The 20,184-nt window shown below is 29.9% G+C and carries 16 protein-coding genes and 1 other annotated feature; of the genes, 11 read left to right on the top strand and 5 right to left on the bottom strand.

The features are described from left to right. Positions 1-226 precede the first annotated feature (226 nt). Positions 227-1,012 (bottom strand): 23S rRNA pseudouridine(2604) synthase RluF, encoded by a 786-nt coding sequence (rluF, locus tag KPL51_RS06030; RefSeq protein WP_216158455.1) that lies wholly within the window; start codon positions 1,010-1,012, stop codon positions 227-229. Between the two features lie 315 nt (positions 1,013-1,327). On the opposite strand from rluF, the gene KPL51_RS06025 reads away from it, so the two are divergent. Continuing rightward, positions 1,328-2,488, top strand: a complete 1,161-nt coding sequence (locus KPL51_RS06025) for an N-acetylglucosaminidase (protein WP_216158453.1) — start codon at positions 1,328-1,330, stop codon at positions 2,486-2,488. Between the two features lie 52 nt (positions 2,489-2,540). On the opposite strand, the gene KPL51_RS06020 is transcribed toward KPL51_RS06025, so the two are convergent. Next, positions 2,541-3,113 (bottom strand): anti-sigma-I factor RsgI family protein, encoded by a 573-nt coding sequence (locus KPL51_RS06020; RefSeq protein WP_216158451.1) that lies wholly within the window; start codon positions 3,111-3,113, stop codon positions 2,541-2,543. 128 nt (positions 3,114-3,241) lie between these two features. Between KPL51_RS06020 and KPL51_RS06015 the strand changes: the two genes are divergently transcribed. After that, positions 3,242-4,597 carry a GAF domain-containing sensor histidine kinase gene (locus tag KPL51_RS06015; RefSeq protein ID WP_216158449.1) on the top strand — a complete coding sequence of 452 codons (1,356 nt, stop codon included), beginning with the start codon at positions 3,242-3,244 and terminating at the stop codon, positions 4,595-4,597. Between the two features lie 233 nt (positions 4,598-4,830). Continuing rightward, complete coding sequence (locus tag KPL51_RS06010; protein ID WP_216158447.1) at positions 4,831-6,390, top strand: hypothetical protein; 1,560 nt, start codon at positions 4,831-4,833, stop codon at positions 6,388-6,390. Positions 6,391-6,701: 311 nt separating this feature from the next. Here KPL51_RS06010 and cls read toward each other — a convergent pair whose 3' ends face one another. Further along, positions 6,702-8,156: a cardiolipin synthase gene (gene cls / locus KPL51_RS06005; RefSeq protein WP_216158445.1), complete on the bottom strand. Its 1,455-nt coding sequence runs from the start codon at positions 8,154-8,156 to the stop codon at positions 6,702-6,704. Positions 8,157-8,374: 218 nt separating this feature from the next. On the opposite strand from cls, the gene KPL51_RS06000 reads away from it, so the two are divergent. Both KPL51_RS06000 and truA read left to right on the top strand, forming a co-directional pair. Further along, positions 8,375-9,913 (top strand): YiiX/YebB-like N1pC/P60 family cysteine hydrolase, encoded by a 1,539-nt coding sequence (locus KPL51_RS06000; protein ID WP_216158443.1) that lies wholly within the window; start codon positions 8,375-8,377, stop codon positions 9,911-9,913. Between the two features lie 95 nt (positions 9,914-10,008). Further along, positions 10,009-10,746, top strand: a complete 738-nt coding sequence (gene truA / locus KPL51_RS05995; protein ID WP_216158441.1) for a tRNA pseudouridine(38-40) synthase TruA — start codon at positions 10,009-10,011, stop codon at positions 10,744-10,746. A gap of 152 nt (positions 10,747-10,898) precedes the next feature. Here the strand turns inward: truA and KPL51_RS05990 are convergent, their stop codons facing one another. Together KPL51_RS05990 and KPL51_RS05985 are read right to left on the bottom strand one after the other, a co-directional pair. Beyond that, positions 10,899-11,084 carry a hypothetical protein gene (locus KPL51_RS05990; protein WP_216158439.1) on the bottom strand — a complete coding sequence of 62 codons (186 nt, stop codon included), beginning with the start codon at positions 11,082-11,084 and terminating at the stop codon, positions 10,899-10,901. Between the two features lie 24 nt (positions 11,085-11,108). Further along, a complete protein-coding gene (locus KPL51_RS05985; RefSeq protein ID WP_216158437.1) occupies positions 11,109-11,966 on the bottom strand; it encodes a putative ABC transporter permease in 858 nt (285 codons plus the stop codon). Positions 11,967-12,176: 210 nt separating this feature from the next. Here KPL51_RS05985 and KPL51_RS05980 point away from each other — a divergent pair, with 210 nt between their 5' ends. The 6 genes from KPL51_RS05980 (at position 12,177) to KPL51_RS05955 (ending at position 20,121) form a co-directional block, all read left to right on the top strand. After that, positions 12,177-12,752, top strand: a complete 576-nt coding sequence (locus tag KPL51_RS05980; RefSeq protein WP_216158435.1) for a nucleoside recognition domain-containing protein — start codon at positions 12,177-12,179, stop codon at positions 12,750-12,752. Between the two features lie 69 nt (positions 12,753-12,821). Then, entirely contained in the window at positions 12,822-13,340 is a 519-nt protein-coding gene (locus KPL51_RS05975) for a spore maturation protein (RefSeq protein ID WP_216158528.1), read from the top strand. 227 nt (positions 13,341-13,567) lie between these two features. Next, positions 13,568-14,293 (top strand): ABC transporter ATP-binding protein, encoded by a 726-nt coding sequence (locus tag KPL51_RS05970; protein ID WP_216158433.1) that lies wholly within the window; start codon positions 13,568-13,570, stop codon positions 14,291-14,293. Next, a complete protein-coding gene (locus KPL51_RS05965; RefSeq protein ID WP_216158431.1) occupies positions 14,286-15,950 on the top strand; it encodes a putative ABC transporter permease subunit in 1,665 nt (554 codons plus the stop codon). Before KPL51_RS05970 ends, KPL51_RS05965 begins: the two co-directional genes overlap by 8 nt. Before the next feature lie 82 nt (positions 15,951-16,032). After that, positions 16,033-16,267 (top strand) — a binding site (T-box leader). Positions 16,268-16,418: 151 nt separating this feature from the next. Next, entirely contained in the window at positions 16,419-18,359 is a 1,941-nt protein-coding gene (gene metG, locus KPL51_RS05960; RefSeq protein ID WP_216158429.1) for a methionine--tRNA ligase, read from the top strand. A 244-nt stretch (positions 18,360-18,603) separates the two neighbouring features. Next, positions 18,604-20,121 carry a DUF445 family protein gene (locus tag KPL51_RS05955; protein WP_216158427.1) on the top strand — a complete coding sequence of 506 codons (1,518 nt, stop codon included), beginning with the start codon at positions 18,604-18,606 and terminating at the stop codon, positions 20,119-20,121. The last annotated feature ends 63 nt before the right edge of the window (positions 20,122-20,184 follow it).

Here is a 20,184-nt window from a genome sequence, read left to right as displayed (position 1 = left end):
ATTCCACAAGTTATGCACAGGGTAATTGTGGATAATGTGCATAAGTCTCCAATAGTATATATTAATTTTTAAAAAAGCTACATACTTTCATTATATTTGTGGATTAGTAAATGTTAATGTGTACAATTTGTTAGTCTAAATAAAAACTGGAATATATTTTAAATAGGTAATAAATTTATAAAAAGTATTGGTAATACTAGTAAAAAAGAGAAACATTTAAGGAGTATTATTTTGAAGCATCTTCAGTTTTAATTGAATCACAGATCAATTCGTTAATACCTAATAGTTCCTTTGAAGTTAGATGTCTCCATTTACCAAGTCCTAAATTATCTATAGAAACATTCATAATTCTAAGTCTTTCAAGTCTTACAACATCATAGCCTAAATACTCACACATTCTTCTTATCTGACGGTTAAGTCCCTCTGTTAAAATTATTCTAAAGATACATTTGCCTTCTTTCTTTACAAAGCAGTTTTTAGTAATAGTGTTAAGTATAGGTATGCCATTTGCCATACTTTTTATAAAAGCAGGGGATATAGGTTTATCCACAGTAACAACATATTCTTTTTCGTGATTATTACCTGAACGCAAGATTTTATTTACAATATCTCCGTCGCTGGTTAGAAAAATAAGACCTTGGGAAGCCTTATCAAGGCGACCAATAGGAAAAATTCTTTTCGGAAAATTTATATAATCTATAATATTGCCATTAATCTTATGCTCTGTAGTACAGGTTATTCCAACAGGTTTATTAAAAGCTAAATAAACGAAATCTTCTTTGTTTTTTAAGGGCTGCCTGTTTATTTCAATATAGTCTGCTGCAGATACTTGAGTGCCCATTTCAGGTATTTTACCATTTACGGTGACCTTGCCTGCATCAATCAGTTTATCTGCCATTCGTCTTGAACAATAACCAGTTTCACTAATGAATTTATTTAATCTAGTTTTTGAAATAATATTTTCATAGTTCTGGGTTATATTTTTCTCTTTTTCATTATGTAGAGTCTTCATTTTACACCGTCCTTTGGAATTATAAAGTAAAATTAAGTTGAATAATTCATATTATATGGTAAAATAGTTATAATATATGGTTAAATAGTCATACAAATATAAACAATTTTATAGTTATTGGACAAACTGCTTCTAAATATAAGTATTATTCTATTTAATTATATTAAATAATAAGCCAAATATAAAGGGGAATGTAAATTAATTAATCATATTTGTAGTAAGCGTGCTTACCAAGCTACATTAATGCACTAAGCCACATTAGTGGATTAAGCCACGTTAGTAGATTTTAAATAAAAAGTATAGGGGGAAGATAAATTGAAGAATAAAATTATTTTAAACAAGTTGAATTTATGCTTAGGTATAATGTGTTGCCTATTTATATTTATTCCAAATACTGTTATAGCGGCTACAAACCCTACCCAGTGGGAACAAAAAACTGTAAATGTGAATTCTGATAAAGTATGGAAGATTAAGTTTAACCAAGATATTAATGTGGACAACCTCGATAAAGGTGTTAAGGTTTATAATCCTGTTGGAATTTCAGCGGATGTAAAGATATCCTACGATTCTATTAATAATACCATAATAGTACAACCGCCAGTTGTTGGATATTTACCTGGGCAAACTTATTCACTACAAATAAGTGATACTATAAGGTCCTTAAATAGTAACCAACTTAAGGCACCTATAATTAAGAGTTTTACTATTGCAGTACCAGATAATGGACAATTAAAAGATGAAGGTAATAAAAAATATGTTTATAAGTCATATGATATCACATTAGATGAAATGGTAGGAGTGCAAAGTAAACAGGCTCCTATTAATTCTATATCTAATTATCCGGCTTTAATCCCTAGTGATATAGATATTCGCAATTATTTGAATCCTAAGAATTATGAATATCATGATTATGCTGTATATCAATTTTTAACACTAAATTATGTTGAAGGAATTACTGCAGAGGAATTGGATAGTACACTAACGGGACAGGGAATATTAGAAGGACAAGGGAAAACAATTTTAGATGCGTGTAAGCAATATGATGTGAACCCAGCCTATATTATTGCTCATGCCATATTAGAAAGCGGTCATGGAAAATCACAATTAGCTACAGGGTACCCAGTATGCATAGTTGCTGGCAAAGCAGTCCCAAGTAAAATTACATACAATATGTTCGGTATTGGAGCATGGGATATTAATCCTCTTAAATTAGGCTCAGAAAAGGCTTATAATGAGAAGTGGTTTACTCCTGAGGCAGCAATAGCAGGTGGCATTAAATGGATTTCTACAGGGTATATAAATAATACTATTTATAAGCAAAATACGTTATATAAAATGAAATGGAATCCAACCACTCCAAGTCATCAATATGCCACAGACATAGCATGGGCATATAAGCAGAGCTATTCTATTAAAGCAATTCTTGATAAATATACAAATGCAAAATTAACATTTGAAATGCCTGAATATAAATAGTAAAAAGGGTATCCTGTAGAGGATACCCTTTTCTGTCCAACAAAGGGTACCCTTATTCCATTGCTGCTTGACCATTATTATTTATGAACACTTTAAAATTATGAGTACCAGCATATTTTTGAAAATCACTTAAATCAATAGGTTCATTGGCTTTATTTCCAGAAATAAATATAGAAATTTTGAAGCCGTCGTCCGCATGTGCTTTAGTTAAATATTTTTGCTTAATAGATTCATCTAAAATCATATGTAAGGCTTCTGATAAGGACTCATTTTCTAATGGTAGGAGTTCTTTTATTTTATAGCCTTTAGAGTTAATACCCTCAACTTTTTTAATCTTATTTGAACTGGATACCTCCATTTTTATAGAACAATTCATGTCTACTATAACTGAAAAATCATATTTATTATCCAGATATAATTTTCTTATTGAGAATATAAGTATTAGCACGAAAGCAGAGGCTAATAAATATTTCCAAATAGCTATTCGTTTAAATTCTTCACCTGCATATAATTCACCTATTTTTGGATCTTCAGTGTGCTTTTCAAGAGTTGCAAATTCTTTGTTTGCGGTTATGATGAAGACTTTGTTTTTTTCAATATTAATTATTTTACCAGCTTTACGCATTAGGCACCTCTTTCATATGATAATAAGTAGTTATAGTAAATATTTAATAATGCTTGACATAAGGTGAAAAAATTGGTATTTTCATTGTAGAAACATACAAAATTGTTAATAATGAATAGAGGTAGATTATGAAAGAATTTTTTTGGAAAAATGCTTTCTTACTCATATGCATAGTAATTATATCAAATATTATATTTATTCATGCGAAAATTAAAAGTGTAACCATTAAAAAATCCAAAGAATTTGATAAAAAAATTAAGACTACTATTGACATATTTAGATCTACAACAAATATAAAAGATATTTTTAATTCATTATTGGAAAACTTATATGAAATTTCAGCCTATGATGCAGCTATAAGTATATTAAAAACTGATAATGAATTTAAACTTATGGCTTGTCATGGTTATGAAGAAAAAATAGATTTAAATAGTTATTTACAAGAGAGCAAATGTATTGAAATTATACAGAAAATTATAGAGTGTGGTAAGCCTAGTTATATTAAAGATTTAAATAAATCTGAATATACAAATTATAACACTTGCTTTCAATTAATATTATATCACATGAGAAGCATACTTATAGTTCCAATAATCTATAAAAAGAATATATATGGAATAGTGATTATGCTAAATAGTAAAAGGTCAGCATACGATGAAACAAAAATAACTAATACTTTTTCCTTTGTTAGTGAAGTAGCTGTAGCTATAGAAAATGCTATGCTTTTTCAAAAACTAAAAGATATGGATAAGATGAAAACAGATTTTTTGTCTACTGTTTCTCATGAACTTAGAACACCATTAACTTCTATTATTGGTTTCGCAGAAATGGTTAAGAGAAAATTTGAAGGTTCTATATTGAAAGGGCTAGATCTTACAATTGAAAAAAATCAAATTGCAGTAGTTAAAATAAGGAGAAATGTAAATATAATTTTATCAGAAGGCGAGAGATTATCTAGTCTTATAAATGATTTGTTAGATATATCAAGATTGGAAGCGGGAAAATTCAAATTAAATATGACGGAAATTGATATAGAAGAACTTATAACCCAGGTAATAACATTAACAAATCCAATTATTAGAAATAAATCACTTCAAGTTATACTAAGCATAAGAGAACCACTTCCCCACATTATGGCAGATAAGGATAAAATAATACAAGTGATAATTAACCTTGTTTCTAATGCTATAAAGTTTACTCAGGAAGGGTGCATAGTATGTACAGCAAGAGTAGTGAAAGAGAATATAATAGTATGTATTAGTGATACGGGTGTAGGTATTAGGGATGAAGATAAAAAGTTTATATTCGAAAAATTTAGTCAAGTTGGAGATATGCTTACCAATAAACCTAAGGGCACGGGGCTAGGACTAGCTATATGTAAGCATATTATTGAAGAGCATGGAGGAGAAATATGGGTCGAAAGTGAAACTCAAAAGGGGACTGATTTTTCATTTAGTATACCTATTTTAAGAATAAAAAAATAAAAGAGGATAATTGATATCACAGCATTTACATATAGAATAAAAAAGGTATTTAATGTATAATATAATCATTGGAAACTTATTGAAGATGTTACGGACTATAGCGAGTGCTGTTTATGATGAACGACTAATGAAGTGGTTAATTTAAAATAAATTAACCACTTCATTAGTCGTTATAATAGTTAAGCATTAGTAAATATAAATCCTTATAAAAGCGATAATGGGGGGGCAAAAAAATGAAGAAAAAAATGTTCATAATTAGTTTTATAGTGTTATTTTTAGCCATAATAGGATTTCAGTATAAAGTGGAATATGATATAAGGTCGCAGGTGCCATCTTCCAAATGGAGTAAAGAGGTTGCTATATCTAGTGGCAATGTTACATCCTTTCCTAAATCATTAAAAAATGATAAAAATAATATAGTAGCATTTAATGACGGTGGTAAGTTACGACTTGTAGAAACAGATGAATTAGGTAAAAAAATTGCGGAGAAAACCTTTGACACTAAGGATACTTTAATTAAAGAAGTTAATTTGTTAAAGGCACAAGGATTTTTTTATCTTAGTTTTAATTCCTATGAGAATGGTGCTAATTCTTTGAAAATCATAAAATTGGATAAAGGATTAAATAAGATAGATGCATCCAGAATAGAAAATATCACTGAGACCTGTCAAATAGGGGATGATATTCTAGTAGTTGGCTATAAGGAGAAAATTCAAGTATTAGATATGGCTAAAAATTCTAAGAAGGATTTTGATATAAAAGGGGCAACCTTATTATCAGGTGTGAAAACTGAAAATGGATTTATGTTTACATATTGCAATGGAGAAGAAGGCTTTAGTTATATAACTATGAAGAATGGAGTGGCATCAGCGCCTAAATTAGCAGGAGTACTTAATAAAAGTACAGCTATGTCATTCATACACACTGCAACCTCTAGCGATAGTAAAAACGGATATTTATTAGTTGAATATAGTGTGCAAGGAGAGATCATAGGGGCTAGAATTTTAGAATTTGCACTAGATGGGAGCAATAAAAATTCTAGTGAATTGTATGTTAATAATAATAAATATATATATAATGTGGTTGGAACCTATTCCAAAGAAGGTGCTAGGTTTTTTGCCACAACGGATAGAATATTTGGAACTAAAGACAAGCAGCAGGCGATAGTTGATTTTATTTTAAAAGATAATAAGGTAGCTAGCTATAGCTATGTAACTAGACTAGTTGGACTTACTACTTATCCTGCAATAAATGGAGATACAATTGCATACTGCAGTTATAATAAACCAAATTTATATGGAGTTTACCTAGCATCTCAAAATGAAGGGTTTAAGGTAGCTAATAATGTCCATCTACCTATAGAAACAAAGCAGGCAACATTAAATACACTGCAGGGGGCAATATACAGCTTAGTTTATATAATATATCCCATTAAATGGTTAATGCCTGTAATACTTCTAATATGCATTTTGACATTTTTTTCTTATAGTTTTTCAGACAAGAAAAAGAAAATATCTTTCATACTTATTTCTGTTGTGAGTTCTGCATTAAAAATATCAGTTGTATTAAGTAATTCCTATGGCGATAACTTGTATTTACTTCCGCAAATTTTAGCACACAAATGGGTTGCAGTACTTATAAGCATTTTTATAAGCACGATATGCTATTTCTTTGGATATAACCTTTACAGTGAAGATTTAGATGAAATGGTTATTAGTAGGTTTGGAATAGCGCTGTTATTAGATACAATGTTAACTATGATGATATTTGTACCTTTCTTTCTTACAATTTAACAACATCTCATCGCTGAAGATACTGATTTAATATTATATAGGAAACAGTTTGCGGAAGTGTCTGTGGATAACGTTTATACAGAACCGTAGGGAGAATTTATTCTTTACACGGTAAAGAAAGTATATATTACGTAAACTTCATTTGAGCAAGCTCTAGTAATTCTTAAATGATTTTAATGGGAGATGCGTTAAGAAAAGTGCATGTTTGAGCTTTTGCGAGTTTGCACTTTTTAGCATCTTTCATTAAAATCAGTTTAGAATTACTTAGCGCAGCCAACAGAAGTTGTAGTAATATATACTTTCTTTTATTTTTATAGTAAGGGAGAGAGTAATCTTGAAACAGATTCCTTAATCTTAACAATAAAACTTCTGTTTGTATATTTTTCTAGAGTTAGCTCATCGCAGAAATTTAGATCATCATTAAAAAAGCCGTCTAACTTAGAGGTTATTTCTTTATCATATATAAAAGCATTGATTTCAAAGTTCAAAGTAAAGCTTCTAATATCTAGATTAGCAGTGCCTACAGAGCTTATTGATCCATCAATGGAAAGAAACTTGCTATGAAGAAAGCCTTTAGTGTAGGTATAACATTTGACACCAGAATCTAGTAGATCTCCCATATATGAAGTGGAAGCCCAATACACAAAGGGATGATCAGGTTTACTAGGTATAATTATACGAACATCTACTCCAGATAGTGATGCTATTCTTAAAGCCTCTAAGATACTGTCATCTGGAATAAAATAAGGAGTTTCTATATAAATATTCTTTTCAGCCTTACTGATCATTTTTAAATATCCATTTTTAATAGAATTGAAAGTGGAATCAGGACCACTTGAAACCATTTGAAGACCGGTTCTACCAAGGTGAGGTCTGTGAGGAAAATACTTACTATCAAAAACGGAATCTTCATTGGCAGCAAATCTCCAATCCATTAGGAAGTGCAATTCTAGTGCATCTATTGCATCTCCTTGTATGAATAAATGTGTATCTCTCCAAAAGCCAAATCGTTTAGAGTGTCCTAAATATTCATCTCCAATATTAAAACCACCTATAAAGGCATACTTAGCATCAATTGTGCAAATTTTACGATGATTTCTAAAGTTTACTCTAAGATTTATATAAGGGAGAAAGGGTGGAAAGAAACAAGCAATTTTTCCGCCGGCTGCAGTTAAAGAAGCAAAAAATGATTTGGGAACCTTAAGGCAACCCATACCATCATAGAGTAATTTTACCTCTACTCCTTGTTCAGCTTTTCTACATAGGATTTCAAGAATACATTTTCCTAAGATATCATTATTAAATATATAATACTCCATATGAATATATACAGTTGCATCCTCTAGGTTTTTTTTGAGTTGATCAAATTTTGACTTTCCATCTATAAATACAGTTACATGGTTATTATTAGTGTAAAAGGCATTATCACTACAAAGGTTAAGCTCCATCATATCAGAATATTTGTTTAAAAATGGATTAGTTTTAATTAAATCTTCATTATTTAAAAATTCCTTTTGTTTGTCGATGATTGAGGTGAGATTTTCTTTTTCTCCTTTTTTTAGAGAAAATAGTTTTTTCTTTTTTAGATTTTGACCAAGAAATAAGTATAAAATAAACCCAACACTAGGTAAAAATAGTAAGACCATAAGCCAAGTCCAAGTGCTTGCAGGATTTTTTCGCTCAATAAATACAACGGCTATGGCGAAAAAAATATTAATAAAAAATAATAGATTAAAAAAACGTAATAATAGTTCGCTTGTAAACATAAGAACCTCCAAAAAAAATTCATTATATATAATAGTTATAGTATACATATAAAAATGCATAAAAAAACATATAAACGAAAATATCCATGTTTTTACTAGAAATTTTCTTGAGTTAATTAGAAATATTTCGATTTTATAATTTATATTAGTAAAGTAACAGCGAGTTCTATGGTATAATAACTATGAATTACTAAAGTGAATTTATGGGGGATAAGGGTATGGGCTTAGTTCATAGAACAGTTGATGAGGAAATAAACCAGTCCTTAAAACTTATAAAAGAATTGGAGCATATAGTGAATGAAATCCAGAAAAACAAAGACCTGTTTAATTCTGATATTCAAAATATGTCCCTAGGTGATAAACAAAATATATTAGATAAATGGGTTAGTTATGTAGGATGCTATAATGGATTGAATGAAATTAGGCAAAAATATAAAAATGAACTTAAATTAAAGCATAGGGAAGATTCACATACTAAATTTAAAAATGTGTTGTTAATTTATGCTTCAACAATAGCAATACGTAAAAACTCTGTATTATTAGCTAATATTATAGACAAAAACAAGTATTTGGAGTCAATGCTTAACGAAAGTAGGTCCGAATATAATATTAATAAAAAACAGTATTATTACATTACACAAGAAATCACAGAAATTTCTCAAATGATATCTTTGTTTAGAAATAAGCATTATTTTTATTTCATGCTAAATTGTTATGAAGTCTATGAGTATGAAAGCTATGAAAGTGAAAAAAAACTATTAGATTATGCAAGTGATAATTATTTGAATCTTATAAAACTTGTTAAAAATCATAGAAATATCGTTTTTAATAATATGATTGATTTCTTTGGAAAAAATGTATTTGATTTTTGGTTCCCATTTCAAAAGTGGGTTGCTATAAGTATTACTGGAGTTGATTATTCTAGTAGAAAACAGAAGTATGTTAGTAATGAAGATATTAATATTATCAAAGGTGAGTTGCAACCAGGCGATGTGCTTTTAAAGAGAAATAATTATCAACTAACCAACCTAGGATTGCCAGGATTTTGGACTCATTCTGCTATTTATATAGGCGAGTTAGGGGTGCTAGATGATTATTTTGTGGACATGCCATTAGGGGATTTTTTGTGCGTGTCAGATTACGTAAAAAAGGTTTATCCTAAAGTATATGATATCTTATGCGATAAAGGTGAAACCAATAGACAATATATTATAGAAGTTATTGCTCCTGGTGTGGTAATAAATCCTCTAGATGCTATTGCAAAAGTTGATTATTTTTCTGCATTACGCCCTAAACTATCTAAAGATGATAAACTAAAAGCACTATTTACAGCTTTTGAATATTTAGGGAAGTTATATGATTATAATTTTGATATTATGACTGATAATGCACTGTTTTGCAGTGAACTAATTTATAAGTCCTATTTATGTTCAAACAATAAGAAAGGACTTAATTTCAAATTAGAACCTAAAGCAGGTAGATTGTTACTTTCGCCTAATAGCATTATTGAAAAATTTGATGCAGAATTTGATAGTGAGGATGCAGAATTTGATTTTGTAGTATTTTATGATGGTAGTGAAAGAGAAAGAAAAGCAATTAGAAAAAGTGCGGTGGATTTAAAAATAACTTGGAAGTTAAATAAGTGGTCAATAGTAAAGCGTAAGATTATTTTAAATACAGAAACAAGGTATCCTATTGTGAAAATTCATTCAGCACTATCAAAGTTAAGAATTATTTTATACGGGATGTTTTACTAATTGTGATATATGTATATAATATAAAGTATGTAATAAAAAAAATAGTTAAAATATTAGATCAAACTCTAAAATAGAAAGTAGGATAAATAATAATTATGAGAAATATTAAAATTGTAATAGAATATGATGGTACTAAGTATAAGGGATGGCAAAGACTTGGAGATAGTGACAATACAATACAACACAAAATAGAAACTGTTTTAAGTAAGATGGCAGGAGAAAATATTGAAATTACGGCTTCGGGTAGAACGGATGCAGGGGTACATGCAACAAATCAAGTTGCAAATTTTAGAACGGAATGTTCTATGTCAGATCACAAAATCCGTAGTTATTGCTACGAGTATTTACCAGAAGACATTGTGGTTAAATCAGTACAAGAAATGGATTTGAATTTCCATGCTAGATATAATGCTAAGGTTAAAAAATATGTTTACAACATTTGTAATAATAGAGAGCACAATGTATTTAATAGAAAATATGAGTATCATATACCGCAATCTCTAAATATTGAAAATATGATAAAAGCATCAGAGATCTTAATAGGAGAACATAATTTTCAAAGTTTTACAACTCTTAAAACTAAGAAAAAATCTACTGTTAGAAATATTTACACTATAAACATTGTAAAAGAGGATGGAAACATAGAAATTAGTGTTCAAGGAAATGGGTTTATGAAAAATATGGTAAGGATCATAGTTGGAACTCTTGTTGAAGTTGGACTGGGTGAAAAAACTGTATCTGATATCAGTGAAATTCTAGATAAAAAAGAAAGAAAATATGCTGGACATATTGCACCAGCTAAAGGATTATTTTTAGAAGAAGTTAATTATTAAGGAATGAAGATAACCAAGTTATAATTTGTAAAATGTATGACTTGGGATTAATATAATAAAAGCACCTTATTTCCGAATATATAGTGTATTTGGAAATAAGGTGCTTTTATTATTCAATAGTTAAATGTGATCTATATAGTTTTATAGGAAAACTACAGTATACCCTCATTTTTCAATATATCTTCAATCTCATCAACTTTTTTAGAAAGAGTATAGAAGCTTTCTTTTAATGTATTTTTTGAAAGAGGAGTTTCTTTTATAGTTTTCTCTAGAGCCTCTATAGTCTCTAATGCATCATCGATACCCTTTTGTGCTAATTTTATATTATCTTCGATCATTTTTTTAATCTCCTTTAAATTATACTATTTTTTATTCTTATAAACTTTATTTTTAAAATCCTTCAAAATAGAATCTAAACCCTTAAATTTTAAGTCAGGAAAAGCTTTTATAAGTCTGGAATAATCAGGATATTTTCTAATAAATAAGGAATCATATTTTATTTTTAACTCTTTTATTATGTTTTCAACTTCAGACTTCTTTTTACTAACTTTCATTTCAGCGCTTTCGATTAATCCATCCAATCTGATTTTAAGTTCGGATATATCTCTAGTATTCCCTAAATTCAATTTAAACTCTGAAAGTTTATCAGTTAGTTCTGTATATGCTGTATTTAACTGAGTTAGCATGGACCTTAATTTAAATATTGTAATTACAGTAATCGTAAAGTCAACAATGAAATATACAAGCATAATATAGAAAAGTATTATGCCGGGTTTAGGTGGTATTAGATTTACTAGATAAACAATGTATGGATGAACTACCTTCAAAACAAACATGGAAACAATTCCCCATATAATAGAGAATGATAAGCAAATCCTTCCATGAAGATTAAAGGGCTCTTCACTGTAATCCCACCAAGTGCTATTGAATGCAGTTTCTAGAATGTATCCTGTTATATATTCTAGAGTAGAAGTCGTAAATACTGAACCTAAAAAAAGAAATAGATAATTAGCCTTTATAGGTTCTAGCAAAACAATTATTGCCAAAGTTCCAAACCCATAAATAGGACAAAATGGACCATGAAGGAATCCTCTATTAACAAATTCTTTTTTCTTTATTGTAGCATAGACTGTTTCAAGACACCAACCCATAAAAGAATAGATAATAAAATAATAAAGAAGTGTAAAAACACTAGAATTTAAGAAAGGTATATTAATCATAAAGTAACTCCTTTTTTATCGTTAATTATATATTCAACAAGAAAATAATAACACAAAAAGTGTTTTTATTATAGTCTGTGTAACGAATTAACTATTAATAGGTGAAATTAATAAAATATTAATATAGGCAATTATAGAGAAATAAATACATATATATTAATATTACAGGACTAAAGGCGATGGTTAATTTAAATTCTAGGAGGAAAAAATATGATAAATATTATCTGGTTTTTAATCTTATTCTTAGGGATAATTATTGGCATTTTTACAGGAAAAGGAGAAATTTTATCAAAGGCTGTTGTTTCTTCTACATCTGGTGCTGTGGAACTTGTAATAGGCCTGGTTGGAATGATGTGTCTTTGGTGTGGGATAATGAAAATTGCTGAAAAAAGTGGACTAACTGATAAGTTGGCAGTGGTACTTAAACCAATTTTAAAAATTATATTTAAAGGGGATGGAAAAACCCAGAAGGCAATGTCCAGTATTACTATGAATTTAACAGCAAATATGATGGGTTTATCTAATGCAGCTACACCATTTGGTATAAAAGCTATGGAGGAGATGCAAAAAACAAATAGTGAAAAAGATACAGCTAGTAATGATATGGCGTTATTTTTAGTGCTAAATGCTGCCTGTATTCAGTTTCTGCCAACAACGGTTATATCTATAAGGGCAGCTTATAATTCTCAAAATCCAGCAATTATTATATTGCCGGCCATAATTGCCACAGGTACTGCTGCAATTTTAGGTGTAGTTTATTGTAAAATTTTACAAAGGTATTTTTAATGAAAATACATGCATATTCATATTGAAATTTAGATAGGGTAGGTGAATAGGTTGATTTTAGGTAATTTAATATCATATATTTTAAAGGGTATAATTCCAATTATTATTGGATTTGTGGTAATATATGGAGTTATTAAGAAGGTAAAGGTATATGAGTGTTTTGTTGAAGGGGCCAAGGAGGGAATAAATATTTGTCTTAAAATTTTTCCATATCTTCTGGCTATGATTATAGCTGTCAATGTATTTAGAGCCTCCGGGGCTTTAGATTTTTTAATTTATTTAGTAAAGCCTGTTGTTGTTTTTATTGGACTCCCACCTGAAGTGGTCCCTCTAGTTTTAATAAAGCCTCTTTCTGGAAGTGGTGCTCTTGGAGTATTTACTGACATCATAAAACAATATGGCGCAGACAGTTACATAGGACGGGTGGCATCTATAATAATGGGGTCAACGGAGACCATCTTTTATACCTTGACAGTTTATTTTGGGGCGGTAAATATAAAAAATATAAGGCATACATTATTTGCAGCTATACTAGCAGATATTACAGCAATTATAATGGCAGTTAACCTAGCTAAGTTTTTCTTTTAACGATTTTTTTAGTATCTTAAGTGATAATTTAAAAGGAATTAATACTATAATAAGTAAGAGAGATAACATATATTGTAAGGAAATAAGAAGTATGGTATCATTAAATGTATATTAATTAGTTGTTAAATGTAAAAAACAGATAAGTACGTAAATAAACCTGAGCAAAATAATGGGGGATTACAATTACCTATTGTTATTTACTCCAGAGAAAGGCAGGAGGATAAAACATGATTGAAATTACAAATGTTAATAAAAGTTACAATGGCAAAATTAAGGCTGTAGACAACATTAATCTAACCATAAGGGATGGAGAAATATTTGGGTTTTTGGGACCCAATGGAGCAGGTAAAACTACTACCATAAAGATGATTACAGGAATATTAAGTGCTGATAGCGGAAAAATCACTATTAATGGGATTGATATAGAAAAAAATGACTTAGAGGCTAAAAAACAATTTGGATTTGTACCAGATAATCCGGATATGTTTTTAAGACTTAAAGGCATTGAATATCTAAATTTTATGGCTGATATTTATGAGGTGACAAGTACTATAAGAAAAGAAAGAATTGAAGCCTTAGGAAATAGATTTGAAATGAATAATGCACTAACAGACCAGATTCAAAGTTATTCTCACGGCATGAGACAAAAAATTATCATTATGGGGGTGCTCCTCCATGAACCAGAAGTGTGGATTTTAGATGAACCAATGACTGGACTTGATCCTAAATCTTCATATGTTTTAAAAGAAATGATGAGAGAACATGCAAATAACGGGAAAAGTGTATTTTTTTCAACTCATGTGCTAGAGGTAGCCGAAAAACTATGTGATAGGGTAGCCGTAATAAACAAGGGGAAAATATTATTCTGTGGAACTCTAGATGAATTAAGGGAGCATTTTAAAGCCAGTGGATCCCTTGAAAAAATCTTCTTGGAGATGACTGAAAATGAGTAAATTTATAGCGCTAACTAAGGTGCTATTAAAAACAGGAACTGGATCATCTAGTAGCAAGAAAAATAAAAAGAAGATAAAGGGATTATTGCTTGCACTACTTTTAGTACTAGCATTCACACCCATGGCAATAGGATTTGGAGAGTTCATATTTGCGGCCTATGATGGATTACACCAAATTGGTCAAGAAGCGGTTATATTGGGATTTGGATTATCCGTTGTTTGCGTTGTTATTTTCTTCTTAGGCATTTTTTATGCTATGAGCATATTTTACTTTTCTATGGATGTAGAAAATTTATTACCACTACCTTTTAAACCGTGGCATATTATGGGGGCTAAATTTACTGTAGTATTAATTTATGAATACATGACAGAAATCATATTTTTTGCTCCAACATTAATTGCTTATGGGCTAAAGAGTGGTGGAGGGGTATTGTATTATATTTATGGAGTTGTTATATTTTTACTATTGCCTATAGTACCATTAGTAATTGCTTCTGTAATAAATATGATTATAATGAGATTTACTAATATTGCAAAAAATAAGGACCGGTTTAGATTAGTAGGTGGGCTTATAGCTATGGGACTTGGTGTAGGAATTAATATATATATTCAAAAATTCTCACAAGATTTAAGTCAATCAGAAATTACTGAAATGTTTTCAAAGGGAAATAACTCCCTAGTTGATTTGGTAACAAAGATGTTTCCAAGTGCTAAGATAGCTGTAAATAGTTTGATTAATACTAATAATATTAAGGGTGTTATTAATCTAATTCTATTTATAGCCATAACACTGGTTGCAGTAATGATATTTATATTGTTAGGCCAAGTATTGTATTTTAAAGGAGTAATGGGAGTATCTGAAACATCCTCAAAGAGAAAGACTCTCAGTAGTAACGAACTTATAAAAAATACAACACAAAGTTCTTCCCTAAAGATATATATAATAAAAGAATTAAGGATTTTATTTAGAACACCAATTTATTTTATGAATTGTGTACTTATGAATTTTTTATGGCCATTATTTTTACTTGTACCAATTTTTGCTCAGAAGGGAGGTTCAGGACAGCTTAAGGAATTAACTGGGTTTTTACAAAGTGGTAAAAGTACAGGCATAGTATTAACTGTTTTTTTTGTATTTATGGTTTTTTCATCTTGTAGTAATTCAATTGCAACTACTGCAATATCAAGAGAAGGTAAAAATCTATTTATATTAAAATATATACCTATGAAATATAAAGATCAGCTTATGGCAAAAGTATTATCTGCGGTAGTACTCGGAGTAGCTGCTATGATTACGATAAGTATAATTGGTTTAATATTACTTAAGTTACCATTAGATTTAGTTTTATTAATGATTATAGTTGGACTTTTGGGAATAATATTTACATCCTTTATAGGAATATTTATTGATTTGAATTTTCCTAAACTTCAGTGGGATACAGAGCAGGAGGCAGTTAAGAGGAATTTAAATGTGCTGATTAGTATGATTGTTTGTATAGCTTTAGGTGCGCTTACGGTATTTATTGTTATCAAGTATGAATTAACTAAATGGTTTGTATTTGCATTAATAGTAGGTTCATATGGAATTTTAGATTTAGTACTATATTATCTACTAGGTACAAAAGGTGTAAGAATGCTAAGGAAAATAGAATCATAAAAATTGATTTTCTAAGTATAATTTTAGAAGTTTAGGAAAAAATATTGACAGAGTACTTTAATTGCAATATACTTATTATTAAACAAATGCGATGATGAGAAGAGTAATGAGCCTAAATGTTAAAAGCGAGCTGAGATAGGTGAAAATCAGTAGCATGGCGACTTATGAATATGGTCTCTAAGCAGATTATCTGAATTTAATTACTAGGATAATACGGTAGCAACCGTTATATTGACAGGTGATGATAGTCACCCATGGAGGTCTTTATAGTGATGTAAAGATGAATTAGAGTGGTAAAACGTTAATACGTCTCTAAACAGAATTTTTTTCTGTTTAGAGACTTTTTTGTATTCCCTAGAAAGCTCTAAGTTTTGGGGATTATTATTGGAAAGTAATATATTGTATTTATTTTCATGTATTTAAAATTAACAATTATAAATAATTATAAGTAAGAGAGGTAGGAGAACTATGACTAAAAAAACTTATTACATTACTACACCAATTTATTATCCATCAGCAAATTTACACATCGGTAATACTTATACGACAGTATCAGCGGATGCAATTGCTAGATTTAAGAGGCTTACAGGCTATGATGTAATGTTCTTAGCTGGAACAGATGAGCATGGTCAAAAGATTCAAAGAATAGCGCAGGAAAAAGGTGTCACTCCAAAAGCATATGTAGATGAAATAGTAGCGGGCATACAAGATTTATGGAATATGATGGACATAAGTTATGACAAGTTTATAAGAACTACTGATGATTATCATAAAAAGGCAGTTCAAAAACTATTTAAGCAGTTATATGACCAAGGTGATATATACAAAGGTTCTTATGAAGGGTGGTATTGTACCCCTTGTGAATCTTTCTGGACAGAAACTCAGGCGGTAGATGGAAAATGTCCTGATTGTGGAAGACCTGTAGAGAAAGCAAAGGAAGAGGCATATTTCTTCAAAATGTCAAAATATGCAGATAGACTTATAGGATATATTGAAGATCATCCGGAATTTATTCAACCAGAATCAAGAAAAAATGAAATGATAAATAACTTCTTAAAGCCAGGTCTTCAAGATTTATGTGTCTCAAGAACAACTTTTAACTGGGGAATACCAGTAGAATTTGATCCAGGCCACGTTATATATGTATGGGTGGATGCACTGTCTAACTATATAACGGCTCTTGGATATAATGGAGAAGATACTTCCATTTTTAAAAAATACTGGCCAGCGGATGTACACTTAATAGGTAAAGATATACTAAGATTTCATACAATCTATTGGCCTATTATGTTAATGGCATTAGGACTTCCTCTTCCAAAGCAGGTATTTGGTCACGGCTGGCTTCTTTTCGATGGCGGAGTAAAAATGTCAAAATCTAAAGGAAATGTAGTAGATCCGGTGATATTAGTTAATCATTTTGGAGTGGATGCTGTAAGGTACTATCTACTTCATGAAATACCATTTGGGTCTGATGGAATATTTACTAATGAAATATTCATAAAGAAAACAAATTCGGATTTAGCTAACGATTTAGGAAACTTATTATCAAGAACTGTAACGATGATAGAAAAATATTTTGATGGAGTTATTCCAGCGCCTAAAGATATAGCAGATGTTGATAACGAGCTTATAGAAATGGCACTTGCAGCACCAGGTAAGGTAGAAAAAGCCATAGATGAACTTAAAATTCCTGAAGCATTGGATTATGTTTGGGAACTTATTAGGCGGACTAACAAGTATGTAGATGAAACCTCGCCATGGATACTTGGAAAAGATGAAACTCAAAAGGGAAGACTAGGTACAGTATTGTATAATTTAGCAGAATCCTTAAGAATAATATCAGTGTTGTTATCAGCCTTTTTACCAACTACTAGTGGTAAAATAAATGCTCAGCTAAATGTAGAAGCAACCACTTGGGACAGTTTGGCATCATTTGATGGAACAAGTGCAGGAACAAAAGTTAATAAGGGCGAAGTAATGTTCCCAAGAATAGATGTGGAAGCTAAAATAGAAGAGCTTAATAAAATTGTAGAAGAGAATCAAAAAGCAATACAAAAACCTACTATGGAGAAAGTAAAAGAAGAAATAACAATAGAAGATTTTGAAAAAATAGATATGAGAGTTGTTAAAGTATTAGAATGCGTGCCAATGAAGAAATCTAAAAAACTTCTTAAGCTAAAAGTAGATTTAGGAGGAGAAATAAGGCAAGTAGTTTCAGGAATAGCCCAGAATTATAAACCAGAAGATCTAATTGGAAAATATGTAGTCCTAGTAGCTAATCTAAAGCCTGTTATGCTAAGGGGCGAATTATCACAAGGTATGATAATTGCTGCTGCGTCGCAGGACGATAGCAAGCTATTTGCAGTATCTATACCAGGAGAATTGCCCACAGGAAGTATAGTGAGGTAATTTAACAAAGCATGAAGTGCTAGCAAAATAGACTTCATGCTTTTGTATTTAAATCTTATATGCTCAAAACATCATAGTCTATTGAATTTTAACAACTATAGATTTATAATTAGATGTTGCAAATACTACAGAAAATTATAGGGTCAAAACAATTGAGAATTGTTTTGTACTCCAGAGAAACAGCAAGGGGCGAAACAATTAATAATTGTTTCGTACTCCAGAGAACTACAAGGGGGAAAATAATATGAAATTTTTCATAGGATCCTTAATTGGAGCTATTATCGGGTTCATAACAAATTGGTTAGCTATAAAAATGTTATTTAGACCACATCATGAGATTAGAATCGGTAAATTTAAAGTGCCATTTACTCCAGGGCTTATACCAAAGGAAAAGTTCAGGATTTCTAAAAGTGTAGGCGAGAGTATAGGGCAGCATCTTTTGACAAAGGAAACAATTATGAAGTCATTATGTAGTGAAAATATGAATGATCAATTGGACTTATGGGTGAAAGGTAAAATAGGATCTATAGAAAATAGTCAGGTTACAGTCGAAAAAGAGATGAAATCAGTACTAGGCCATGAATATTCTGATTTTATTAAGAGTACTAACAATAATCTTTCAAAATTACTTATAGATTATATAAATGAAGATGAGGTTAAAAAAGGGATTGCTAAATATGCAACAGCACAAATAATGTTAGAATTAAAGGCGAAACCACAAGCCATTTATGAAAGTAAATTATATAATTCAGTAAAAAGCAAAGTGCTAAATGCGGCAATTGAATATAAGGATACAGAGAATTTTTATGGGGAAATTGAAAAAATATTAGAAGAAAAGGTTAGTGCCCTAAAGGATTTGGATAAGAATTTCGAGGAAATTATACCTAAAGTCATAACAAACAATTTAAAGGTATATATTTATGGTAAAAGGCATGATATTGCCTTGGAAATAAAAAAAATAATGAAAGAAGAAAAAAACAGGCAGAAATTGAGGCAAATTGTAGGTGAGGTAATATCAACTAAAATAACCCCAATGATAGCAATGTTTATGAATGCAGACAGTGTTTATGAAAAAGTTGTAACTGGTCTAAATGAATTCTTAGATGATGATAAAAACCATAATGATATTGCTTCAATTATTAATGATACAATAGACAAACTTTTACAAAACTCAATATCTAGTGTGTTTTCTGAAATTTCTATTGATGGAATTAATGATGGGATAAAGCCTCTAATTAATTTATTTACAACAAAAATTGTAGATGAGAAACTTATTAAGAGCATTTTTGAAAAGATTGAAGGCAAGGTTAATAACTATGCATCTATTCAAGAGCTTTTAGAAACAACAGGAATAGACTATGAAAATGAAATAGAAAAAGTTTTAAAGGGACGAATAGAAGCATTGAATCAAAGTAGTTCAGTTAAAATAAAAACAACAGAAATAGTATCTGTAATGATTAATAGATTGTTACACATGGAGATGAAATTCATATTTGTTGGGGACACTGATAAAGTATCTCAATCTATTTCTAAAGTAGTTAAAGAATTATACAATAAATTTATAGAAAATAAGGCTGCAGATGTAATTGAAATATTAGATGTAGCTAAAATAGTCGAAGATAAAATCAATGAATTTGATGTAGCTTTTGCAGAAAAAATTATATTAGAGATTGCGAGTAAAGAGCTAAATGCAATAACCTGGCTAGGAGCACTACTCGGCGCAATCATGGGATTGTTATCTCCTATATTAGGTTCACTTTAAAGGTATTTAACAAGGTAATTATATTGCACAATGAAAGGAAGGTGAAACCTGTAATTAAACCTC

Source organism: Clostridium bowmanii, assembly GCF_018861315.1.
GTDB lineage: Bacteria > Bacillota > Clostridia > Clostridiales > Clostridiaceae > Clostridium_AD > Clostridium_AD bowmanii.
This window is presented reverse-complemented; position numbering and strand designations above follow the sequence as displayed.